Here is a 24084-nt window from a genome sequence, read left to right as displayed (position 1 = left end):
ATGTTTTTTAACATCATCATGTTATAATTTTTATCATAAACTTAATTTTCTAATAATTCAACTTCTTTAAATAATTTTATAAAAAAAGTGTTAGATTTTATAACATTAGGATGAATAAATAACCGTTTCAATCTAATGCTCTTATAATCCATCCCTATTTCCTACTTCTAAAAAAAACAAAAAAGGGCCCTCAAATCGAGGGCCCTTCAAAAATATTGCCAGTTAACAACAACGAGACACTTTACCACCTTTAGCATTATACCGTTCATCCTGAGCTTCACAGAAAAATTCTTTCCTAGTTTTTACTGTATCTTTCGGATGGTGGACCTTCATATGGTCCACATAAGTTTCATAACTAGGTACGCCGACAAGCAAACTGACAAACTGCTTTCTGTAGCTAAGAATCTTTGTTAATCTTTTCAGCATTGTCTCCCCTCCCTTATGACCTTGATACATAAGGTGATTCATGTAAATCTATTTTTTGATTTTTTAAGACCTTGATCCATAATCTTATGGCTGAAATCAGGACAGTGATAACAACAATCATAAAGATGGCACAAAGGGCTGCATCCACATAATCATTGATGATAACTCGTTTCATTTCGGCTAAGTTAGCTGCCGGGGCAAGAACCTCCCCATTATCATAAGCGGCTTTAAATTTGTCCTTATGCGCCAAAAAACCAATCGCCGGGTTTTCATGGAATAGCTTTTGCCAGCCTGCCGTCATAGTTACAATCAATAAGAATACAGTCGGTACAAGCGTAACCCATGTGTATGCTTTTTTACCCATTTTGAAAAGGACAGTTGTACCAAGCAGCAATGCAATGGCTGCAAGCATCTGATTTGCAATTCCAAACAACGGCCAAAGTGTATTTATTCCACCAAGAGGGTCAATAACTCCTTGATAAAGGAAGTAACCCCAACCAAGAACACAAATGGCCGTCGCAATGATGTTTGGCAGCCATTTACTCGTCTGTGCAAATGGCTTATAAAAGGTTCCGAGAATATCTTGAATCATAAAACGCCCTACCCTTGTTCCAGCATCAATAGTCGTTAAGATGAACAATGCCTCAAACAGGATCGCGAAATGATACCAGAACGCCATCAGTGAATCTCCACCAACCACCTTTGAGAAGATATGAGCCATTCCAATTGCAAAGGTTGGCGCTCCTCCAGTACGGGACAAGATCGTTTCTTCTCCGACATCATCTGCAAGACCAGTAATCATCTCTGGTGTCAAAATGAATCCCCAATCGGAAATCGTCGCTGCTACCTGAGCTGGCTCCGTTCCAACAACTGCACCTGGGCTATTAATCGCAAAGTAAATCCCTGGTGTCAGTACGCAGGCTGCTATCATCGCCATGATGGCAACAAAGGATTCAGTCAGCATAGCTCCGTATCCTATTGGACGCGAATGAGATTCACGTTCAATCATTTTAGGAGTTGTACCGGAAGAAACAAGGGCATGGAATCCCGACACCGCTCCACAAGCAATCGTGATGAACAAGAACGGGAATAGATTCCCTGAGAAAACAGGTCCTGTTCCATCGATAAACTGAGTGACAGCAGGCATTTCAAGGCTTGGCATGACGATAAAGATACCAAGCGCAAGCCCGATGATCGTTCCGATTTTCAAGAATGTACTTAAATAATCACGTGGTGCCAATAGCATCCATACTGGCAGAACAGAAGCAACAAATCCGTATACGATCAACATGATGGCAATTGTTTCACCATTGAATGTAAACATTGGCGCCAATGTCGCGCTTTCGGATACAAATCGACCGAAGTATAAAGCAAGCATCAATAAGATAATACCAATGATTGAACCTTCACCAACCCGACCAGGCCGGATATATCTCATGTAGACGCCCATAAGGACTGCAATCGGTATGGTCGAAGCGATCGTAAACATCCCCCACGGACTGCCAACCAAGGCTTTTACGACTACAAGGGCAAGTACCGCTAATAAAATAATCATGATACCAAGAATCCCTACCATTGCAATCAAACCTGTAATTGGTCCAATTTCCTCTTTGATCATCTCACCAAGCGATTTACCGTTACGGCGCATCGAACCGAAGAGTATAATAAAATCTTGTACCGCTCCAGCTAAAACAACTCCAACTACAAGCCAAAGTGTTCCCGGCAAATATCCCATTTGTGCAGCAAGGATCGGTCCTACAAGCGGACCAGCTCCGGCAATTGCTGCAAAATGGTGGCCAAACAACACCCATTTATTTGTAGGAACGTAGTCTTTTCCATCATTATTTGCTTCCGATGGAGTCTGGCGATTATCATCTAGCTCAAACACTTTCTGTGCGATAAATTTACTATAAAAGCGATACGCAACCGAATATACACAGAGAGCTGCAGTGACTATCCACATGGCATTAATACTTTCTCCTCGGTTTAAAGCGACGAAGCCAAAACTTACTGCACCCACTGCCGATATGATCCCCCAAAGAATAACTGATTTAACCGCTTTCATTTTTTTCCATCTCCTCTCTATTGGAACTAAATAATTACTATAAAAAATCTTTATTTCATATGGTGTTAGGTCTATATTCTCCTATGACCTACTAAATTTAAGTTAATTTTTTATATATTCAGAATTATATGTTATTATAAGGTTTTTTAGCAATAGTAAATTAGTCAATTTGTAATGGATTTACAATTATTTTGTCGATGAACTCCTCATATTTTTAGTTGAGGAAATTGCATCAATAAATGAATCGGAATCCAATTCCTAAGGTTAAGGTTCTGGTTTTACACGACAAATGCAAAAAAAAGTGCGCCAAATGGCCCACTTTTTTTACCCGGTCTGATTTTCCTTTAATGAGCTGCGATAAAGTTCAGAATAAAATCCTCGCTGCTGTAAAAGCTCAGTATGGGAACCTTTTTCAATGATTCTCCCTTCATCAAGTACCAGAATTTGATCACTTTGCTGGATCGTATTCAATCGATGAGCAATGACAAAACTTGTTCTTCCCTCCATCAATCGGTGTAACGCTTCCTGGATTTTCAGTTCGGTAATCGTATCAATACTGCTTGTCGCTTCATCTAAGATTAATAGAACGGGATCTGCTAAAATCGCTCTTGCAATCGATAGAAGCTGGCGCTGCCCCTGACTGATTCCACTGCCATCCTGATTCAAAATGGTATCATATTGATCTGGTAGCTTCATGATAAAGGAATGAGCATTCGCAAGCTTGGCTGCATCCACGACTTCTTCATCCCCCGCCTCCAATCGTCCGTAGCGGATATTTTCACAAATGGTCCCCTGAAATAAAAAAGAATCCTGTAATACAAATCCCATATGCTTGCGGAGACTTGCTCTCGTTACCTGTTGGATATTCTGGCCGTCTATCAAGATCCGGCCGCTGTTTGGTTCGTAAAAACGGGCAAGCAGATTAATGATTGTCGTTTTACCTGCCCCCGTTGGCCCAACAAGCGCGATGGTTTCTCCTTTTTTTGCATGAAAGCTGACATTATGTATTGTTTGATCCTCTTCATTATATGAAAAGGAAACTTCTTCAAAGTCCACCTCACCACAGACATTCCGAAGTTCACCGGCCTGTTTCTCATCCATTCCCTCTTCTTTTTCATCAAGAATGGCAAATACCCGCTCCGCACCAGCAACAGCCGAAAGCAGTGTATTAAATTGGTTAGCTAGGTCATTTAACGGTCGGGTGAATTGCCTTGAGTACTCTGTGAAAATAACAATGACCCCGATGGAAACCGTACCAACGCCACTCAGCGCTAAAAATCCACCGACAGCTGCAATTACCGTAAAACTTAAGTTATTCAATAAATTCATTAGCTTTGGAATCAGCCCTGAATAAGATTGCGATAAAAACCCAGCTTTCTTTAAGTTTTCACTCCGGGTAATAAAATCGCGGATAACTTTATCTTCCTGTGAAAAAGCCTTCACGATTCGCTGTCCGGAAATCGACTCCTCGATAAACCCGTTCAGTTCGCCAAGATTTTTCTGCTGTTCTTTAAAAAGCTTTCCTGTCCGGTTCGTGATCCATCTCAAGCCGAAGAACATAAGAGGTACGATGAAGAGAGTAAGAATCGTTAACAATGGGCTCAAATAAAGCATCACTCCGATTGTTCCAACCAATGTTAGTACACTTGAAAAAACCTGAATTACAGAACTATTCAAAGTAGAACTGACATTTTCAATATCATTCGTGACACGACTCATCAATTCCCCATGCTGACGGCGATCAAAAAAGGGGATCGACAACTGATGAAGCTTTTTAAACAATTGATTGCGCATCACATACACCGTATCCTGTGCAATTCCGATCATCCAATAATTCTGCAACCACATCGAAAGTGAATAGAAAATATAGACCGCGAGAAGCCCGAACAACAGATTTATTAGCCCTCCGCTTTCCTTCGTTACAATATAATCATCTATGGCCATACCAACAAGAAAGGGTCCAAGCAATCCCAATATCGAACTTATCAGTACCATAAGAAGGACATAGAATAGCAGACCTTTATTCGTTGCTAAATAGGGGATTATTCGTTTTATCGTTTTCCATGAGTTGGATGGTTTTGACTTTATCTTAGCGGGAAATATTTTTCGACTCAAGAGAAATCCCCTCCTCCCCAAACTGTGAGTGAACGATTTTCCGATAAAGAGTACTTGTTTTGATCAACTCTTCATGTTTCCCTTCCGCAAGCACCTCACCATTTTCAAGCAATAAAATTTTATCTGCCTCCATGGCTGTACTAATTTTTTGTGTAATGATTAGTGTCGTGCATGTATAGGACTTTAAAGCAGTAAGCAGTTTACTTTCCGTTTTTAAATCCAAGGCACTTGTACTGTCATCCAACAAGAGAATCTTCGGTCTACGCACCAATGCCCTCGCAATCGATAACCTCTGTTTTTGCCCACCTGACAGATTCACTCCTTTTTGCCCTAACTGCGTTTCATATTGTTTTGGCAGTTTCATCACCGTCTCATGAACCTGAGCATGCTGGGCAGCTATCATAAGCTCTTCCATCGTGGCGTTTTCTTTCCCCCAAGCAATATTATTCTTTATAGATCCGGAAAAAAGCAAGGCTTCTTGCGGTACATAACCAATCCTTTTTCTAAGGGAATCCAAGGGAATATTTTTCACATCTTGGCTGTCTATATAAATGGATCCACTTTCAACTTCGTACAATCTTGGAATTAGCTGAAATAAGGAGGTTTTCCCTGAACCTGTCGCTCCGATAATAGCGAGCGATTCTCCCGCTTCAACAGTGAAGCTCAAATTTTTCAATACAGGTGTACCACTTCCAGGATAACGGAATGAAACATCCTGAAACTCGATGCTTCCTGCTTTAACGACCCCACTCTGACTTTCCATCATACCTTCATCAAGATCTATGGGGGTTACAAATATTTCAGTCACGCGTTCGGCTGAAGCCTTTGCCCTTGATATGACCATGATCAGCCACGAAAAAACTGAAAGTGATGCTGTAATTCTCGTTGCATAATTAACAATCGCCACCACTTCTCCGACCTGTATATCTCCTGTTGCAATAAACTCGCTTCCAAGCCAAAGTATGACCAGGATGGCCACATTCATAACCAACATCAGCACCGGCATCGTTGTTTCAATCAACCGAAGGGAAGACACGGTCTTTCTTTTCAACTCATCGTTCGACTCATCGAATCTTTTGATTTCATGTTCCTTACGTAAATACGCTTTAATTAAGCGCATGCCTATCAGGTTTTCCCGCATGACGCTATTTACATTATCGAGCTTTTCCTGTACAAGCTTAAACAGCTTTGCCGCTCGTTTCATAACCCACCCTAGGAAGTACACAAGAATTGGAATCGAAATGACTAATACAAGCGATAGTTTCAAATTGACCGTAATCGCCATGATTGCACCGCCAAGAACAATTAATGGTGCCCTTGCCATGATCCGCAAAGCCATGAAAACCGTATTTTGAAGCTGAGTCACATCATTGGTCATCCTTGTAATCAACGAGGAAGTTGGGATGTTGTTCAAATTAGCAAAAGAAAACGCCTGAATTTTTCCAAAAAGGCTTTTCCTGACATCATGGCCAAAACTCTGACTCACATGAGATGCTGTAAACGAATTAACAATTCCTCCAAGAAAGGAGAAAATAGATAGTCCAACCATAATACTTCCCCACTTAATCACGACCGAGAGATCTTTCTGTAAAATACCATCATCAATTATTTTTGCAATAAATAGCGGTTGTAACAGTTCGACACCGAGCTCAACAATCATTAAAAATAAAGCGAGAGTAATGAAGAGTCGGTATGGCTTAAGAAATGAGAACAGTTTTTTCATCTATGACACCCTTCAATTCTTCATATGTAGATAGCATTTTTTATCTTTTCATTATACATTTTTATACAGAATATATAAAAGATTTTGAAATAAACGAAAGGATTGGTAAATAATTTGAATTTTTTTCAGAAATACGCTTGACAAATAACGGGAAATAAGAGAAAATTCTAATTGATAATGATTTTCAATTTCATTATTGATCTCTGAAATTTGATAAGTAAATACGATAATCTATTATCGTACCCTTTTGATATTGTACATAGATACAATGTCGCCCCGGCTTCTCTGTGCCTAGTAGAAATTATATGCTTAGTAGCGAATGCAAGTCACTAGAATATTGCCCCCTCTTTATTCAAGTCAGTTTATTCACGTTGAAAGCATATTAGGCAGCCGGGGATTATTTTTTAAAAAAAACTAATAAACGTACATATAGAGGTTAAAGGAGCAGGATGAACATGAAACTTGAACAAATCATTAAAGAACGGCGCAGTATCAAACGATTTAAGGACATTCCTGTCCCCCTTGATACCATTCAATCCTTATTGGAAACATCGACATGGGCACCGAATCATAAAATGACCCAGCCGTGGCGCTTCGTCGTCGTGCACGGTGATAGCCGTTTAAAACTGGCTGAAGCAACCCGTGCCTTTATGGCAGGTAAGGAAAAGGATCCAGAAAAGAAAAAAGAAGCCGGACAGCGCGGATATAATAAACTAATAGATGTTCCAATGTTTGTCGCGGTAGTAATGGAAGAAAACCCTAATCCGATGACTCGCGAAGAAGATTATGCAGCTACAAGTGCCCTGATTCAGAACTTCAGCCTGCTTGCCTGGGAACAAGGAATCGGAATGATTTGGGAAACATACGGCATGATTCATAGCACAGAGTTCCGTGAAGCTTTAGGCGTAAATCCTGGTGAAAAAATCGTCGGCAGTCTGCACGTTGGCTACCCCGATATGATTCCCACTCCACGTCCACGGAGATCGATTGAACAACTACTAACAGTTATGAACTAACTAAAAAGGAAAGCCTCCAATCTTCAATTTGGAGGCTTTCCTTTTCTTCATTATAGATGTCGATGACCTTTTATAAATAAAACGTCATATGAGACTTTTCCTGTTTATAATAATCCAGCCTCTCTTGTAGTGTTCCCGTATGGAATTCGAACTTATGACCATCTAAATCGGTAAAATAAATAGACCTTTTATCTCGCTCATTTCTCTTTCTGCCTTTAAGGATATTCACCTGTAAGCCTTCCAGCTTCTCATAGATTTCGTCAAAGTCTTTTTCATCAATTGAAAACGCCACATGTGTATATGAATCTTTTATTTCATTTCTTGATATATCCTTTTCTAAATTAAGAGCCATCCACATACCATTCAAATCGAAGTAGGCCGTGGAGTTTCCCTTAACTAGCAACTTCGCTCCAAAAACAGCTTCGTAAAATTCAATAGATTTGTCTAAATCAGAGACAGAAAATAAAAAGTGATTCAACCCTTTAATATTGATAATCTTCCTCTCCCTTCGTGTAGAAAAACATTTGCCACAAAAAGACTATTACATAATCGGATTTTCAATATTTTTGCTCTCTTTAAAGATTGATTTATGGCGTGATTGATTATCAAAACATCTTCCTTACAACTAGTAGCCTCATTGTCTCAATTGCTTTATTCTTTGCTGTATCAAGGATTTTATTTTTAAAGGACAAATGGATTTTGAATTAAAGTAGACGCGCTGAACTCTCAGCGCGTCTTTTACTTACTCGAACTTTATTTTCCTCATTCCTATAAATAAAAACACCAGTGCAAACACAAGTAAAATAGCTATCGACTCAAAAGGCAGCACGCCATTTCCAGCAATATCCTTTAATCCCTTCATGGCCCATGTCTGCGGCAAGAAATTAGCCATTTTCTGCATAAAGACAGGTTCTATCTCAAGGGGCCAGTAGACTCCAGCAATCATGCTGGTGGAAACGACAATGAGACTTCCGGCTGCAGACTGCTGCTCCACTGTTTTTGCTAATCCAGCAATCATGAGCCCAAGACCCACAATCGCGAACAGCATCACCGAAACAAAAATCATCAAAGAAAATGGATTCCCCCACTTCACGTCAAAAAAGAGAGTCGTAGCAACAATCAAGATTCCGAATTGAATCCAGCCAATCAAGAAAAAGGATAATAGGTAACCAGCTGCAATCTCAAATCGAGATGCTGGAGTAGAAATTAGCCGGTACCACACCCCATTGTTTCTTGCTTCTAAAATCGTACCTGTTACGCTCATCATCGTAATCATCAAGAACATGATGGAAAAACCGGCAGCACTGCCAGATAAACCACTCTGTTCCGAAACATTTCCTTCATCTGTGATAACCTTTTTGAGCTCTGTATTTTCTAATATCGAATTCAATTTTAATTTTTCATACATGACTTGCCAAGCTTCTCCGGTTTGTTCACTCCAGGCGAAGGCAGCCGTCGTTTCAATATTCAGCTTTGAAAGCTTATTTGATAATAATCCGGTAATCGCTTGATTCGAGGTGAATTCAGGAATATGCTGAAAATTAATCTTCGGAACCTCCCCCTCAGCCATTTCAGTCTCAAATCCCTTTTGGATGTGGATGACTCCCACGATTTTTTTTTCTTCAAGTTCATGAAGCGCTTGTTGATTCGTACCCTTTTCTAATTTAAACAAAGAGTTATCTTTGTGAAGCTCTTCAAATAACGACTTTGATAATATCGTGTCATCTTCATCAACTAATACAATGGCCGGCTTATTTTTCTCTCCATCTCCTAATAATGTGCCAAACAACATCGTAAACAGAAGAGGCATGGCAAACATAATCAGGTAGCTCTGAGGTTTTTTAAAAATCCTTTGAATTTCCCAGCTACAGATGTTCCAAATTTTCCTCAAACATATCTCCCCCTTAAACGCCAAGCCCCAATAAGCAACGACACGAACCCAATGACACCTAACACGAAGAATGGCAACAAAAGCTCACTCCACCCTACACCAGACATAATGTCAAGGAAAGTTGTCAATGCCCAATTATTAGGCGTGAAAGCAGAGATAATGTTAAACCCCTCTGGAAACGCGTAAATTGGCAGCATCGAACCTCCAATTATCGCTAAAATTTGGATACCAATTCCACTGATCATATCGGCTGTTTTCTCTTGTGTGATAAATCCAGCCAACAACATCGACAGACCTGCAACTGCCACAGAATAAGCAAATCCGGTCGCAATGACCTGACCTTTGTTTTCACCCCAGTTCACGTTAAATAGAACTGAAGTTGCTGTATAAAAAAGAAAAAACTGTATAAACGCAAAATAAAGTGTGCCCAAAAACTTCCCAAAGAGGATACTGTATATGCTCGTCGGTGTACTATTTAATCGTGCAAGAGTCTCTGTGTGGCGCTCCTGAATCATAGACTTGGCACCAAGTGTCACATTAAAAAGTAAAAACATCGCAAGCATCGCGGCTGCATAATATTGCTTCGAAGACACCGATTTTGCACCGATAGATTGATGGCTGATTTCCACATCTTCTTCACCACTATCCGTTAATGCCCTGATTACATTCTCGGATACTTCTCCTCTATTTTCTTCACTTGTTGAAACAGCCTGTGCAGCAGCTAAATCTCCCATTACAACTTGGGAAGCTGTTGAAACCATCTGTACCCGATCTGTAAAGGAAGTGATGATGGACTCGACGACCGCTGCCTTTATCTGTTTATCTTGATTCGTAAAAAGGACTGCTTCTTCAAGATTTGTACTCCACTCAGCAGGGATGGAGATTCCTACCTCTAGGTCCCCGGCTTTCACCATCTTTTCAAGCTTTTCTTCACTGTCTACACTTTTTACCGTAATGAATTTCGTCTTCTCTAACACATCGCGTTTCAATAATTCCGCCATATGATTTTTTTTCGCCACGTACAAACCGACTGACGTTTGCGGAAACCCTTCATCGCCGCCGACGATATCTTTCAGCGCTGCTCCAAGAATCATTGTTAAGATAATTGGCATGATCAGCATCATGGTAAATCCACGTTTATCAGTGGCCCGAACTTTAAAATCCTTCCACGCTATAAGAAAACCTTTCATTTCCATACCCCCTAATCACGCAGTGAACGCCCTGTTAATTGTAAGAAAAGACTTTCTAAGTTCGGCTCCTTCCTTTCAAAGGCCAACACCTTAACATTTGCCTTCACCGCACAGGAAATAATATCGGAAACAATATTAGGATGATTATTGACGACGATTTCTAACGTGTTTTTTTCCGAATTTGCGACGACCTTATCGACATTCGCTATATGTTCAAGTTCCTTAAACCAATTACCTTCAATGGAATCAACGTGCAATATAATTACGATTCCATCTGTTAACAAATCACATAACTCACCTTTCCTTCCAAGAGCAATAATTTTACCTTCGTCCACAATGCCTATACGGTCGCATAGATATTCTACTTCTTCCATATAATGACTTGTGTAGATCACCGTCATCCCGTCCGCATTCAGCTTCTTTACCGTTTCTAAAATATGATTGCGCGATTGCGGATCAATACCCACCGTCGGTTCATCCATAATCAAAAGTTCAGGCTCATGCATCAAGGCAGCCCCGATATTGATTCGTCTTTTCATCCCACCGGAGAACGTCTCGATTTTATGTTTGGCCCTATCCCGTAAACCGACGATTTCCAGTACCACTTCCGCCCTTTTCTTAGCCTGTACTCGCGTTAACCCATACATCCTCGCCCAGAAAAGTAAATTATCAACTGCAGACATCGTTGGATATAAAGCAATCTCCTGCGGAACAATCCCAATTTTCTTTTTGACTTTACGGGGTTCCCTTCTCACAGAAAGCCCATTGATAAGGATTTCTCCCGCTTCATAAGGTAACAAACCGCAAATCATTGCAATCGTTGTAGACTTTCCAGCCCCATTTGGCCCCAATAAACCGAATGACTCTCCTTTTTTCACTGAAAAAGAAACACCTTCAACAACCACATTCTTTCCAAATGATTTTTTAACCTCTTTCACCTCGAGCACCTATTCATTCCTCCCCATTTACCAATTTCTCTTAATCATATGTTGAAAGTAAAAATAAACCATCTACCTCAGGGTAGAACTTCAAAAAAAAAAATGACCTTCAGCTATGCTAAAAGTCATCTATATTTTGAAAGGTTTTACTTTCACTCAGAAAACGTGGTAATCCTATACCGAACAGCAAAGACGGCTGCCTGAGTTCTGTCACGTAATTCAAGTTTACTAATTATATTCGAAACATGGTTTTTCACGGTACCCTCGGTAATAGACAATGTAGCTGCAATTTCCTTATTATTTTTACCATAACCAAGATTCCTCAGGACATCATACTCCCGTTTTGTCAGATTCTTGAGGACAGCAGGCTTAATGCTCACCTTCGTTTCCCTTTTTCTCTTTAACTCTTGTAGCATTTGGGCGGTGATTTCCGGAGGAAGCACCACTCCGCCTGATTGAACGGTCTTGATTGCATTTGTAATCATGTCCGCTGACATATCTTTTAGCAAATACCCGCTTGCCCCTTCTTCCAACGCAGAGAAAATGAGCTCACTATCTTGAAAAGTAGTCAGCATCAGCACTTTCGTATTTGGAAGCTGGGATGTGATCAACCTCGTACCTTCTACACCATTTGTCCCAGGCATCCGAATGTCCATTAAGACGATATCAGGTTCCATTTCCAAAGAGCTCTCATATGCTGCCAATCCATTACTCTCCATCCCAATCACTTCAATCTCCGAACGTAAATTCAAAAGCGCCGCCAATCCCTCTCGAATGAGTGGTTGATCATCAACAATCAATACCGTTATCATGATGTTCCTCCTATCACCCATTTTTTCTCGGTTAGCGGAAACTCTACAAATATACGAAATCCCTCGTTCTCTACGCTTTCGTATAATAATTCTCCACCCATTTCAATGATTCGGTCTTTCATGTTTTTTAACCCGAACCCTGGAATAATCATGCTTGCACCTTTACCATTGTCTTCAATATTTATCATCACCTTTTCTGGCAAACAATCGAGTTTAATTGAACTTATCGATGCATCCCCATGGCGCTTTGCGTTCGTTAAACCCTCTTGTATCAACCGAATAATCGTTAGCTGAAGTGCGGTTGGAACATTGCTCGGGTCACCTCGAAGTTCAAGAGTCGACTGCAAGCCTGTTGATTGATAAAAACCATCAAGCAGTCTACGTACATTGGGTAAAAAGACTGCCTCTTCTTCCTCCTTCAATGCCCGGACGGAAAAACGGACCTCTTCCAATGCCCCCTGAGCCAAATCCATACAAACGTTCAATGTATCCTTCGTTTTTACCAAGTCATACTTGAGTAGCTCATTCGCAAGTTCCATTTGAACAAATAATGCCGTCATTTTATGTCCGACCGTATCATGAATATCCCGAGCAATTCGATTTCCTTCTCTGATTTTAGCTGCTTCCTCAACTTGGTGAGAATACGATTGTAGTTGCTGATGGGCCAATGATAGCTCTTCATGCGCCATATTCAATTGCAAGAATTGTTCGCTCATCACATCGCTCGCTTCAATAAGTTTCCTAATCAAATCACCGACCACAGCTGAAAAAACTACAAACGAGATACTCATCAAGTTATCAATGATATCTAGCTTCCCTGTTTGCAAGTAGGTTGCAGCCATAACCATAAACCATAGCAAAACAAAAATCAGACCATATATTCTATGTTTCTTAGATTCTGTGACAACAATAAATAAGGTAACGGTTATCACTCCAACTAGAATTAAATAGAGAGTTGAATTCGGAAACAAAAAACCGAACCCAAAACTAAGCAATCCATCCAGGTAGATGATCCGCAGCTTATAAGCGAATGATTCATTATGAAAAATCAAATAATGATTCAGCATAAACCCTACAGCAGCCACTATGACAAACCCTTTAAAAAACACATCAGAATCAGGGATTCTCCAGTAATAGAAAAAGCTAATCATCAAGAACATAACAATTCGTAGATTTATTAACCACACACCCATATCGTCAGCCCTCTTTCGTTTCCTCTCCCTTCATCATGCCTAAATTATGGGAGGAAATAAAGGGTTTAATGAAATAACCTCACTGGTTTTGCTTATTTGGGATATAAAATTGAAAATCCATCTTCCACACATCTCTCGTTAAGATCTCAAATCGCTATTCAAAGTCATCCTAATAAGACCTTCTATAGTTAGATTATTGAAGTAGTGTACAAAAAATTCTCGAATCTGAAGACCTAAAACTTCTTCCTTACAGACTCGCTTATTAAAATCTTCTTTAAAGCCGAAATTTGAAGTCAGTAAGATGGGAGCGTAAATATGTTGGCGAGAATTTTTGATTAACAGTAAAAAAACCTCCCTCTTCAAGGAGGTTTCAGACTGTAGACAAACTCGATGAAAATCGAGTTTGCCTACAGTTTTTTTATGGCTTGTACAATTTGAACGTTGATTTCCACTCCAGGCACTCGCTTTCCGCGGGCGGTCCGGGAGCCTCCTCGGCTTGCGCCTGCGGGGTCTCCCCAGACGCGCTTTTCCCGCAGGAGTCTCGCACCTTCCGCTCCAATCAAATTTGTTATAAAATTTAGATAGAACCTCTTTTGCCTACAGTCTTTTTTCGATGCAGGCGATGCTCACTTTCGCTGCCATGAATTTAAAGAAGATGGCCAATTGGACATGGCAAGGTCCAAAAATGGACTAACATAGTGGGCTCGTAGAGACCCATTTCCTTATTATTGAGCAAAATTCAAAGGAAATTTCAAAAGGGGTTCGGAATGTTTTAATTCCGAACCCCTTTTGTCTACAAACTGAAACCTCCCTTTTCAAGGAGGTTTCTAAAATCTCATTCTCAAAAAAACTCGTGATATAAAGCCTGAATTGCCGTCTCTTCACTATGAACTTTCACACCAAACATCATGCTCACCTCAGAAGAACCTTGGTTGATCATTTCGATGTTGACCTTAGCTTCAGCCAGCGCTTTTGATGCTCTTGCAGTTGTACCAACATTATGACGCATTCCTTCACCGACAACCATAATTAATGCAAGGTTATGTTCCACAATCACTTCATCAGCATGAAGCTCCTTCTTAATGCGCGAAACGATCTTCGCCTCAGCTTCCTCTGTCATTTGATCCTGTCTTAGTATAAGCGTCACATCATCTATACCGGATGGAATATGCTCATAAGAAACCCCGAAATCTTCAAGAATATGAAGCAGTTTGCGTCCAAATCCGACTTCACGGTTCATCAAGTATTTGCTAATGTAAATACTGCAAAACCCTTTGTCACTCGCAATCCCAATAACCGGGCCATTCGTATTATCTCGCGTGCTCACAATACGCGTCCCCTGAGCATTGGGGTTGTTTGTGTTTTGGATATGAACCGGAATTCCGGCACGAAATGCAGGAATTAACGCCTCATCATGGAACACCGAGAAACCAGCATAAGAAAGCTCACGCATTTCACGATACGTTAACTCTCGGATCCCCTTTGGATTGGAAACCACGTTTGGATTCACGGCGAAAACGGCATCCACATCTGTAAAATTCTCATACAATTCGGCCTTAACCCCATTGGCAAGAATCGAACCTGTAATATCCGAACCACTCCTTGAAAACGTTAAAACATCGCCATCTAACGTGTAACCGAAAAAACCTGGGAATATTACAATTCCCGGCTCATCACGTAGAGCATATAACCGATCATATGATTCGGGAAGCACTTGAGTATATCCATCTACATCTCTTACGATCAAGCCAGCCTTCCTAGGATCCATATACTGCGCCTCTACTCCACGGCTTTGAAAATAAGCTGCAACCAGCTTCGCATTATTATCTTCACCGCTTGCCTTTAATGCATCCAAATAACGCTTCGGATTATTTTGATCCGCACGTAACAACGTGTGCAAATCTTCACGAATCTCTTTAATGATATCCTCTGAAATATCTAATTCTTCAGCAATACTTGCATATCGAGTGACCACATCTTCTATCAAGAGCTGGCCGTTCTCCCCGCGAAGCTGCTGTTCAGCAACTTCGATCAATAAATCCGTCACCTTTATATCATCGGAATTGCGTTTTCCTGGAGCCGAAACAACAACAATCTTCCTCTCAGGATCAGAAACCACAATTTCGAATACCTTTTTTAACTGTTCACCTGACGCAAGTGAACTCCCGCCAAACTTAGCAACTTTCATCCCGACATCCCCTATTTTCAAAAATATTCTGTCAAAATCAACTCTCCCTATTATTACGTGTTTTGACAAAACAATCAAGAGTTAATTCCGTTATACAAGGACACTTGTATTTTTGATAAAGACAAAATTGATAAAATTATTGAATGAGAATGCAGAAAAACGTATAATAATCCCTCTTCTTTGTAGCACTTTTCACATTTTAAACGGTTCATTTTCAAAAAAAAACGTCAAAACAAAATACCTAGATTCTGTTTTGACGGGTTAAATTAAATATTTTAGGATCAGTGAATCCATGGAATCACTCGATAGGTTTCATCCTTGCAGCTGTGTTTTTCTGTGGAGCTTTCCCCTAACCTAGTACCTGTCAATAACTGCATAAGAGCCCCTTTCTTACTGAGCTCTGATTACAGAATGAAGAACCTCTTCTTCTGCATTCGGTGGTAGGTACATTGCAACTGCCAGGCATAGGCTTCGTAACAGTCATTTTCGAAAGATGACTAGGGGCTCCAACCACATTAGAGGCTCCTCTAATGTTTAGCGATTATCTACAGTTTCAGGATACAAGTCGTGATTCATCAAGCGAAAATTCGCCATTTCCTCAAACTTCGTCCCTGGTTTACCGTAGTTTGTGTATGGATCAATAGAAATTCCGCCCCTAGGTGTGAACTTGCCCCAGACTTCAATATATTTCGGATCCATCAACTCGATTAAATCGTTCATGATGATGTTCATGCAATCTTCATGGAAATCACCATGATTGCGGAAGCTGAACAAATAGAGTTTCAAAGACTTGCTTTCGACCATCTTCACACTAGGAATATAGCTGATGTAAATGGTCGCAAAATCCGGCTGGCCAGTAATTGGACATAGGCTTGTAAACTCCGGACAATTGAACTTTACAAAGTAATCCCGGTTCGGATGCTTGTTATCGAACGACTCTAAAATTTCAGGCGCATAGTCGAATGTATATTTTGTCCCTTGATTTCCAAGTAGTGTGATATCTTTTTTTAATTCTTCTTCTTTTCTTCCAGACATAAAAAGTCCTCCTCTTCCACGTTTCAGGGAGATTCATAAAATGGGCCTCTATATAACAAAAACCATATCTCCTCAAAGATATGGTTGATTCGCGAAAAATATCAAAGCCATAGTTTTTTTAAGAGGGTGATGCTATGAACCTCTCCCGTTTATCGGGAAATATTTTAAAATTGTCATAGTAAATATAGAAAAAAATATCTAATCTGTCAATCTTACTTTTTAAATTTGGTTTGATTCCTACATGCATTCAGCTTAAAATGTAGAAGAAGTTTATCCTATATGAAAGAAGAGATTACGTCAATGTGGATTTTTGCAGCCCTCATCACGAGTTTATGTTTCGGAATCAATAACAGCATTTTTAAATGGAGTAGCGGAAAGGGTTACTCAAAAGTACATATCCAATTTTTCTTTTATTTTTCAGCTTTTATTTTAGCCATATCTTATGGAGTATTTGTGGATGGTTTACAGTTTAACTGGCTGTCCATCATGCTTGGTGGAGCCATTGGGGTACTGAACGCTAATGGTAATATCCAGATGGCAAGCGCCTTTGAAAAAGGGCCGGCAAGCTTGACATCCCCATTAATCGCAGCGAATGCAATATTCCCCATTCTCTGTGCAGCTTTAATTTTTCACGAACATATTTCTACTTTGCAGTGGAGTGGAATTGTCTGCATGTTTCTTGCTACATTAGTCATTCAGTATACACCTAATGCTAAAGGTAACCATCAATATGTCCCTTGGATGATGCACACATTATTATCCATTTTATCTTTTGGTGTGCTCGGCATTCTTATGACGACATCAACACGTCTTCATTTAAATTCCCTTGATATCCTGGTATCAATGTATGGAGGCGGAACTCTTTATCTTCTTTCGGCTCTGGCCTTTAAAAAGGAAAAAATCAAGCTACAGGAAGTCAGAATCGGTTCCTTAGTAGGCCTTTTAAGCACTATAGGCTATGGATGTTATTTCTTTGCGTTGAACACCGGAATCGCAAGCATCATCTTCCCTGTCGTCAGCCTGAACTGTTTAGTTGTCGTATTCGCAGGATGTTATTTATTCAAGGAAAAACTAAAATCCTATCAAATTGCCGGAGTATTTGCAGCCTTAATCGGAATTATTTTAACTAAAATATGAATAATTAATTTACAATAACAACCTGGCTGTCATGCAAACTAGCCAGGTCATCTTTATTTAGCTGGGATATGGGGCCTGTCTCCAAAAAGTGTTGACATCTCTTTTTAAATATCAGATAATTATGAATATTAAATCTTCAACTTCACAATGTTTGAAAAACCTTCTTCTTTGGGAATAAAAGAAGTACGTACAACACTCCCATTTAATACTGAATTAAGAAAGGAAGGATGCATAATGGTAAAAGTTACAGTAACAGTTGATTTCCAAGGAAAATCCTATCAAACTAACGTCCTTACTAAACCAGGTACTAATCAAGAAGAAATTTTACAACAAGCCCTTCATCAAGTGGAAAAACAATGGAAAGCATAAAGAAGCAGGCCTCGTTTTAAATACCTGCTTTTTTTATTACAAAAAAACTTTTCACATGCACTTCGTTTTTATATTAATAAACAAATTAAACCCTTTTTAATCCTGATTTAGCAAATTTCCTCCCACTTAAAATCCACTTTTAATTGTTTTTTTCATATGATTTCAATACAAAGAAGTCAGTTCGTGAACGTTTAAGCACTCAATCTTAATAGCTGTAATTTAGAATTTTTACTAAAGAAGGAAAGAAAGATGTACCTAAATGAAAATGGTTTTATTACCTATAATTTTTACCATCGAATAAAAAAATGGATTTTACAATAAAAGATTTATAAAAAAAGACAGCCTTTTTAAAGACCGTCTTTTTTATATTCCTTTTAAACTGCATCCCTTATTACTGGCATACGGCGTTCTTGGAGGCTATCGGAAAGCAGACTATACGAAACTATTTTCTTCTTGTACTGTTTGACTACATCTACGTGGTCGTTGTAAATGTACACAAATAACCTAACATCCTTTTTTCCTCTTTTAGTATTAATGACTAATGGAGTCCCACTGTTCTCTGGATTCAAAAACAATTGCTCGTTACCTGGGAATATATGATTTTTTTTCAAAAATTTAGCTTTGTTAAAATAATTAATAACTTGAATTTTATCTTCACCTTCCAAGCGTTTTCCGTCAATGGTTACGATAGCATTCGCGTCACTAAGTTCCGAATGCAATTTAAATTTACTGATAATCCAATTCACTGCATCGGTTGGAAGACAGGTAACTAATAATTTTATCAAGCTTATGAGAATTGTCAAAATCAAAACAGGCAATGTCATATTTCATCATCTCCGCTAAGTTCTAAATTAATTAATATAAAACTTATTATATCAAAAGAGCGGACAGCTTTTTCTTAGGAGATGTGACCGTTCTATTAACGTTTCACTTTTGATGAAACATTGTACTTAAACTAACGGGCTTCCAATCGTAGATCCTTTTTAAATTGTCCCTACGGTCGCCTATGTAATGCTACCGGCAGGTTAGTTATATTAAATTTAATTGTTATGTTTCTTGTAGTTCCTTAAAAATTTTCCTGGAACTGAAAATAAAAATAAGTAGGTGGAATTTATTATGATGTAGGTGTTCATTGTATGAAGCAAAAAATTGTCAAAATAATCAAAGCTGGGGATCATTAAGTCCTAGTATTCAGTCTTAATAAATTGGTTTACCCATTGTAATATGAACCTCTTTTATTTTCAGATTTCCTCAAACCACTTTGAACATTAAATGCCTTTCCAGTTTTGGTCTGAAAGCTGAAATCAAACTTACTAGAGAGCCCTGAAAGGGAGACAAAATTTATTTCTTTCTTTTAGCCCTTCCACATATCTAGCTAATAAAGAATCGAGCAAATTACTTTCAGGTTAATTAAAGTCTTATCCAACCTATTTCCCAGCCACAGTAATATACGGATTGCTTATTTTACATTGTACTGGCATGTGTAAAGTCCTAACTTTGTTTAAACTTCCCCTATTGTTTACCCCTTACCTTTACCTTTCCCCTCTCCTCCAAATGAATATAAGAGTAAGCCCTTCGATAAGCCGATCAAACAGAAAGAGGCCCAACAAAGGGGCCGCCATCTCGTCCTAGAAATAATGAGCAATGATCGGGGTAAAAACTCAACATTTACTATTTAGATTATAATGAAAAAAGATGTATTTTGTTTGAAGACTCCTTAAATTTTCAAGGAATGCTTGTGTATAACGAATCTAGCTCCTACCTTCTTACCCATATTTTCTCCCATTCCCTGTAAATAAAATATACTGAAATGGTTATACTAAACAATATTGGTTCATCTACAACCTTCTTAACAATACAAATTTCTATGATGCAGTGAATAGAATGGTATATTATTTTCCACTCACTATAATTAAATACAAAAAAAACTGGGCGTCATCTAGACGCCCAGTTTTACCGGAATGGATTATTGATATCCCCAAATCATTGTTAGCATTGTACCGAAAATTGTAACCAATGCAACAAACAATCCGTAATAAACATTTGTGTAAATCGATGCTTTATCTTCAGACTCTCCTGCATGCATGAACATAACCAATTGAAGTGCTGCTTGCATGAAAGCTGTAACAAGTAGGATGATCACTGCCATTTTAAGTGAGAGATCAAACACTATAACTGATAGTGCAACCAAAGTTAGGATTAGTGAAAAGGCAAATCCCATAACTTGGCCCCGTGGGAATAATTCTTTCATATTACATCATTCCTTTCAGGTAGACGAAACTGAAGATGAAAATCCAGACAACGTCTAAGAAATGCCAGTAAAGAGAAAAGATGAACGCTTTGTTTGCAGTTTCTGGAATCAGACCGCGTTTTTTAATCTGCAGAATGATGAAGGTTCCCCAGAATAAACCAAGTGTAACGTGAGCTCCATGCGTACCTAGTAACGCAAACAAACTAGATAAGAAACCACTTGTTTGAATCGTTGCTCCTTCATGTACATACTCTACGAATTCATAGATTTCGACTCCCAAAAAGCCTAAACCAAGAATAAGAGTGATAATGAAGAAACTAAGCATCGCTTTCTGTCTACCAAGTCTCATTGCATTGATTCCAAGACCAATGGTAAAACTACTAGTTAAAAGAAAAATTGTTTGAAGCATTAGGGTTGGTACTTTAAAAAGCTCCTCCCCTGTAGGACCATTTCCAGTACCATGAACTAATACAAAATAAGTGGCGAACAGTGTAGCGAAAAGAGCTATTTCTGCCCCCAGGAAAATCCAGAACCCAAAAATCTTTAAGCGATTTTCTTCCGTGCTATATTCTAGTGGCAGCGAGTTATCTATTTTCATTACTTAGCACCTCGCAATTTATTTTCAGTTTCTTCAATCTCTTCAACCGAGATATAACGTCCGTGATCTTTTTCGAATGAACGGTGAGCCATACAAGCAAAGATACCGATTGTTGCAATGATTGCAATGATCCACATGCTGAATACCATTGCAAAGCCCCAAACGAAGAAGATACAACTCATGATAAACGGCACGCCACTGTTATTTGGCATATGAATCTTTTCTACTTTACCACCAAATAATTTAAAGCCCTTTTTCTTAGAATCCCAGAATGCTTCTGTGGAATCAACTGTAGGTACAATCGCAAAATTGTATTCAGGGATTGGTGTATGGGTAGCCCACTCTAGAGAACGTGCATCCCATGGATCTTTTGAAATATTTCTTGATGCATAACGAGTGCTCCAATATATGTTGTACACAATAAGTGCAAAACCTATTGCTAAGCCAATTGCTCCAACGAAAGAGAGCATATTCAATGGACCATAGCCCGTTGACTCAGAATACGTATACATACGACGTGCCTGGCCATCTAAACCAGTGATGAACATTGGGAAGAATGTTACATTAAAGCTGATTGTAATGAACCAGAACGACCATTTCCCAATCTTTTCGCTCAACATGAAGCCAAACATTTTTGGCCACCAGTACGTAAATCCAGCAAGTACGGCAAATACAGTACCAGGAATCAAAACGTAGTGGAAGTGAGCTACTAAGAACATTGTATTATGGTATTGGTAGTCAGCACTTGCCATGGCAAGCATAACCCCAGTTACCCCACCGAGCGTGAAAATCGGAATGAAAGCTAAAGAGTATAACATTGGGACGGTAAAAACGATTTTACCTTTCCAAAGTGTGAACAACCAGTTGAAAATTTTAACACCGGTCGGAACAGCAATTGCCATTGTGGTTATCGAGAAGATACCGTTAACCATTGCACCGTGACCCATTGTATAAAAATGGTGAGCCCATACAACGAATGATAGAGTAGAAATAGCTACCATAGAGATAACCATTGAATTATACCCGTACAGGTTACGACGTGCAAAAGTCGAAATGATTTCACTGTAAATACCGAAAGCTGGAAGAATAACGATATAAACTTCAGGATGTCCCCAAACCCAGAACAAGTTTGCCCAAAGCATATCACTACCGCCATTAGCCATCGTAAAGAACTGAGTTCCGAATAGACGATCCAATGTCATCAACGCAAGTGCCACTGTCAATACAGGGAATGCGAAAACGATAATAAAGTTTGTGATCAGAATAGACCATGTGAACATTGGCATTTTCATTAAGTTCATGCCAGGTGCTCTCATTTTCAAGATGGTTACGATAAAGTTGATACCAGTCAGTAATGTCCCGATACCAGCTATTTGAATTGCAATCGCGTAATAGTTCGAACCGACTGATTCACTGAAATCGCTACTTGCCAATGGGAAGTAAGATGTCCAACCTGCATCAGGAGAACCACCGACTACGAAAGAGATGTTAAATAGCATTGCACCCATAAAGAATAACCAGAAGCTTACTGCGTTTAGACGTGGGAATGCTACGTCACGTGCTCCAACTTGTAATGGTGTAACAATGTTCATTAACCCAATGATAAATGGCATAGCCATAAACAGGATCATGACAACCCCGTGTGTAGTAAAGATTTCATTATAATGCTGTCCATCCAACAAACCGTTATCAGGCATAGCCGTTTGAGCACGCATCATGATAGCATCGGCGCCACCACGGAAAAGCATAAGTAGTGCTGACAAGATGTACATGATACCAATACGTTTATGGTCAACCGTTGTTAACCACTCACGCCATAAGTAACCCCATTTTTTAAAATAGGTAATTCCAACAACAACCGCAATCATGGTTAAGCCAATAGCAACCATGGATGCATAAATCGCTGGACTTGGATGAGGTACGGCAAATCGATCAAAGTAATCCATACTTTTGTGACTCCTTTCAGGAAAATATTCCTTGGTAAAACTAATTGATTTATCGAACGAGAGTTTATTTCTTAATGATTCATGTTGCTGTGTTCTGAATGTTCCTCGTGTGAATCTTTGGTGGATTCATCGAATTTCTCAGAATCAGTTTTTTCATTATCAGATGATCCGTGCATACTATGACCAGCATGTTCCCCTTCAGGAGCTGGTGAAAACTCTAAGTGAGTTCCAGTGAACGTTGATTGCCCCACATGACCAGGTTCTAATAATTTATTGAATTTATCTTCAGTAATCGGTTCAGCTGTAGCTTTAATTTCATCTACCCACTTATCATATTCTTTTGTAGGCATTACCTTAACGTTGAAAGTTTGCTGAGCAAAACCTGAACCACTGAAGTTTGAATTTCGACCCATATACTCTCCTGGTACATCAGCTGCTAAGTGCAGTGTGTTAACCATGTCGGACATCGCGTATTTTTGTCCTCCAAGTTGCGGAATCCAGAAACTGGAGATTGGTCCGAATGAATAAAGTTTAAATTCAATTGGTCGGTTAGTCGGTAAAAACAGATAGTTAACTGTTTCGATATTTTCTTCCGGATAACTAAAATGCCATTTCCAGTTAGAAGATGAAGCGTAAATAACTAGCGGTTCTTGCTTTTCGTATCCTTTAGGTGTTGCTTCGACTTCATTTGTTGATTGAACAGTAACAACTGAAAGGAAAGCGACGATTAAAATTGGGATTGCAACCCAAATTATTTCAAGAACCTTACTTCCTTCAATATGAGGTGGTTCATAATCATCACGCTGTTTGGAAGCACGATATTTCATTATCATAAAGATATACAGTACGATTACGACAAGAACGACAAATGCCATTGTCCAAATCGAAATCATTATGACATCCGCTTGTTTTGCAGCTACTGGCCCTTTAGGGTCCAAGACCATTAATGGGTTATCACAACCGGTTAGCACAGTCGCAATGGTAAAAAGTATAGTTAATAAAGCCCATTTTATTTTCATAGTACTACCCCTTTCTTACATAATATAATTCCTATTGGTAATTATTCGGACAAAGTGTTACCATGTTCACAAACCCCGACATACCAATATTAATCCCAAGTGTAAAAAAAGACAATATAAAGTGACATCTGTCACATAAAGTTCATGAAAGAGCAGTAAGAAGATGGTAACT

General features: G+C 39.2%; 20 protein-coding genes and 1 riboswitch. Of the genes, 3 read left to right on the top strand and 17 right to left on the bottom strand.

Annotated elements, in window-relative coordinates:
* Nucleotides 1–222 precede the first annotated feature (222 nt).
* The 4 genes from ACQKMR_RS08210 to ACQKMR_RS08195 form a co-directional block, all read right to left on the bottom strand.
* Complete coding sequence (locus tag ACQKMR_RS08210; RefSeq protein ID WP_427696856.1) at nt 223–426, bottom strand: YbdD/YjiX family protein; 204 nt, start codon at nt 424–426, stop codon at nt 223–225.
* A gap of 13 nt (nt 427–439) precedes the next feature.
* Entirely contained in the window at nt 440–2491 is a 2052-nt protein-coding gene (locus ACQKMR_RS08205) for a carbon starvation CstA family protein (protein ID WP_427696855.1), read from the bottom strand.
* A 324-nt stretch (nt 2492–2815) separates the two neighbouring features.
* On the bottom strand, nt 2816–4606 hold the full coding sequence (locus ACQKMR_RS08200; protein ID WP_427696854.1) for an ABC transporter ATP-binding protein: 1791 nt from the start codon (nt 4604–4606) through the stop codon (nt 2816–2818).
* Nucleotides 4581–6329, bottom strand: coding sequence for an ABC transporter ATP-binding protein (locus tag ACQKMR_RS08195; protein WP_427696853.1), 1749 nt, complete (start codon nt 6327–6329; stop codon nt 4581–4583). Before ACQKMR_RS08195 ends, ACQKMR_RS08200 begins: the two co-directional genes overlap by 26 nt.
* A 455-nt stretch (nt 6330–6784) precedes the next feature.
* Here ACQKMR_RS08195 and ACQKMR_RS08190 point away from each other — a divergent pair, with 455 nt between their 5' ends.
* Nucleotides 6785–7345, top strand: coding sequence for a nitroreductase family protein (locus tag ACQKMR_RS08190; protein ID WP_427696852.1), 561 nt, complete (start codon nt 6785–6787; stop codon nt 7343–7345).
* 70 nt (nt 7346–7415) lie between these two features.
* Here ACQKMR_RS08190 and fosM read toward each other — a convergent pair whose 3' ends face one another.
* The 8 genes from fosM to queF all read right to left on the bottom strand — a co-directional run bounded on the left by fosM (nt 7416) and on the right by queF (nt 16592).
* The gene (fosM, locus tag ACQKMR_RS08185) at nt 7416–7838 is read right to left on the bottom strand and encodes a FosM family fosfomycin resistance protein (protein WP_427696945.1); all 423 of its coding nucleotides are present in this window, start codon (nt 7836–7838) and stop codon (nt 7416–7418) included.
* 249 nt (nt 7839–8087) lie between these two features.
* The gene (locus ACQKMR_RS08180; RefSeq protein WP_427696851.1) at nt 8088–9236 is read right to left on the bottom strand and encodes an ABC transporter permease; all 1149 of its coding nucleotides are present in this window, start codon (nt 9234–9236) and stop codon (nt 8088–8090) included.
* On the bottom strand, nt 9233–10426 hold the full coding sequence (locus tag ACQKMR_RS08175) for an ABC transporter permease (protein WP_427696850.1): 1194 nt from the start codon (nt 10424–10426) through the stop codon (nt 9233–9235). Before ACQKMR_RS08175 ends, ACQKMR_RS08180 begins: the two co-directional genes overlap by 4 nt.
* Nucleotides 10427–10437: 11 nt before the next feature.
* Complete coding sequence (locus tag ACQKMR_RS08170; RefSeq protein ID WP_427696849.1) at nt 10438–11373, bottom strand: ABC transporter ATP-binding protein; 936 nt, start codon at nt 11371–11373, stop codon at nt 10438–10440.
* 143 nt (nt 11374–11516) lie between these two features.
* Entirely contained in the window at nt 11517–12176 is a 660-nt protein-coding gene (locus ACQKMR_RS08165; RefSeq protein ID WP_427696848.1) for a response regulator, read from the bottom strand.
* On the bottom strand, nt 12173–13369 hold the full coding sequence (locus tag ACQKMR_RS08160) for a sensor histidine kinase (protein WP_427696847.1): 1197 nt from the start codon (nt 13367–13369) through the stop codon (nt 12173–12175). Before ACQKMR_RS08160 ends, ACQKMR_RS08165 begins: the two co-directional genes overlap by 4 nt.
* Nucleotides 13370–14210: 841 nt before the next feature.
* Nucleotides 14211–15557, bottom strand: a complete 1347-nt coding sequence (locus tag ACQKMR_RS08155) for an aspartate kinase (RefSeq protein ID WP_427696846.1) — start codon at nt 15555–15557, stop codon at nt 14211–14213.
* A 534-nt stretch (nt 15558–16091) separates the two neighbouring features.
* Entirely contained in the window at nt 16092–16592 is a 501-nt protein-coding gene (queF, locus tag ACQKMR_RS08150; protein ID WP_053344304.1) for a preQ(1) synthase, read from the bottom strand.
* 103 nt (nt 16593–16695) lie between these two features.
* Nucleotides 16696–16741, bottom strand: a riboswitch (PreQ1 riboswitch).
* A gap of 130 nt (nt 16742–16871) precedes the next feature.
* Here queF and ACQKMR_RS08145 point away from each other — a divergent pair.
* Complete coding sequence (locus tag ACQKMR_RS08145; RefSeq protein WP_427696845.1) at nt 16872–17729, top strand: EamA family transporter; 858 nt, start codon at nt 16872–16874, stop codon at nt 17727–17729.
* 234 nt (nt 17730–17963) lie between these two features.
* Complete coding sequence (locus ACQKMR_RS08140) at nt 17964–18098, top strand: BA3454 family stress response protein (RefSeq protein WP_098176965.1); 135 nt, start codon at nt 17964–17966, stop codon at nt 18096–18098.
* A 374-nt stretch (nt 18099–18472) separates the two neighbouring features.
* Here the strand turns inward: ACQKMR_RS08140 and ACQKMR_RS08135 are convergent, their stop codons facing one another.
* The 5 genes from ACQKMR_RS08135 to qoxA all read right to left on the bottom strand — a co-directional run bounded on the left by ACQKMR_RS08135 (nt 18473) and on the right by qoxA (nt 23912).
* Entirely contained in the window at nt 18473–18922 is a 450-nt protein-coding gene (locus tag ACQKMR_RS08135) for a YfmQ family protein (RefSeq protein ID WP_427696844.1), read from the bottom strand.
* Nucleotides 18923–20064: 1142 nt separating this feature from the next.
* A complete protein-coding gene (qoxD, locus tag ACQKMR_RS08130) occupies nt 20065–20349 on the bottom strand; it encodes a cytochrome aa3 quinol oxidase subunit IV (RefSeq protein ID WP_427696843.1) in 285 nt (94 codons plus the stop codon).
* 1 nt (nt 20350) lies between these two features.
* A complete protein-coding gene (gene qoxC, locus ACQKMR_RS08125) occupies nt 20351–20947 on the bottom strand; it encodes a cytochrome aa3 quinol oxidase subunit III (protein ID WP_427696842.1) in 597 nt (198 codons plus the stop codon).
* Entirely contained in the window at nt 20947–22893 is a 1947-nt protein-coding gene (qoxB, locus tag ACQKMR_RS08120) for a cytochrome aa3 quinol oxidase subunit I (protein ID WP_427696841.1), read from the bottom strand. The genes qoxC and qoxB overlap by 1 nt, the downstream gene beginning before the upstream one ends.
* Nucleotides 22894–22964: 71 nt before the next feature.
* On the bottom strand, nt 22965–23912 hold the full coding sequence (gene qoxA / locus ACQKMR_RS08115; protein WP_427696840.1) for a cytochrome aa3 quinol oxidase subunit II: 948 nt from the start codon (nt 23910–23912) through the stop codon (nt 22965–22967).
* Nucleotides 23913–24084: the final 172 nt, after the last annotated feature.

Source organism: Peribacillus sp. NPDC096540 (genome assembly GCF_050278525.1).
Lineage (GTDB): Bacteria > Bacillota > Bacilli > Bacillales > DSM-1321 > Peribacillus.
This window is presented reverse-complemented; position numbering and strand designations above follow the sequence as displayed.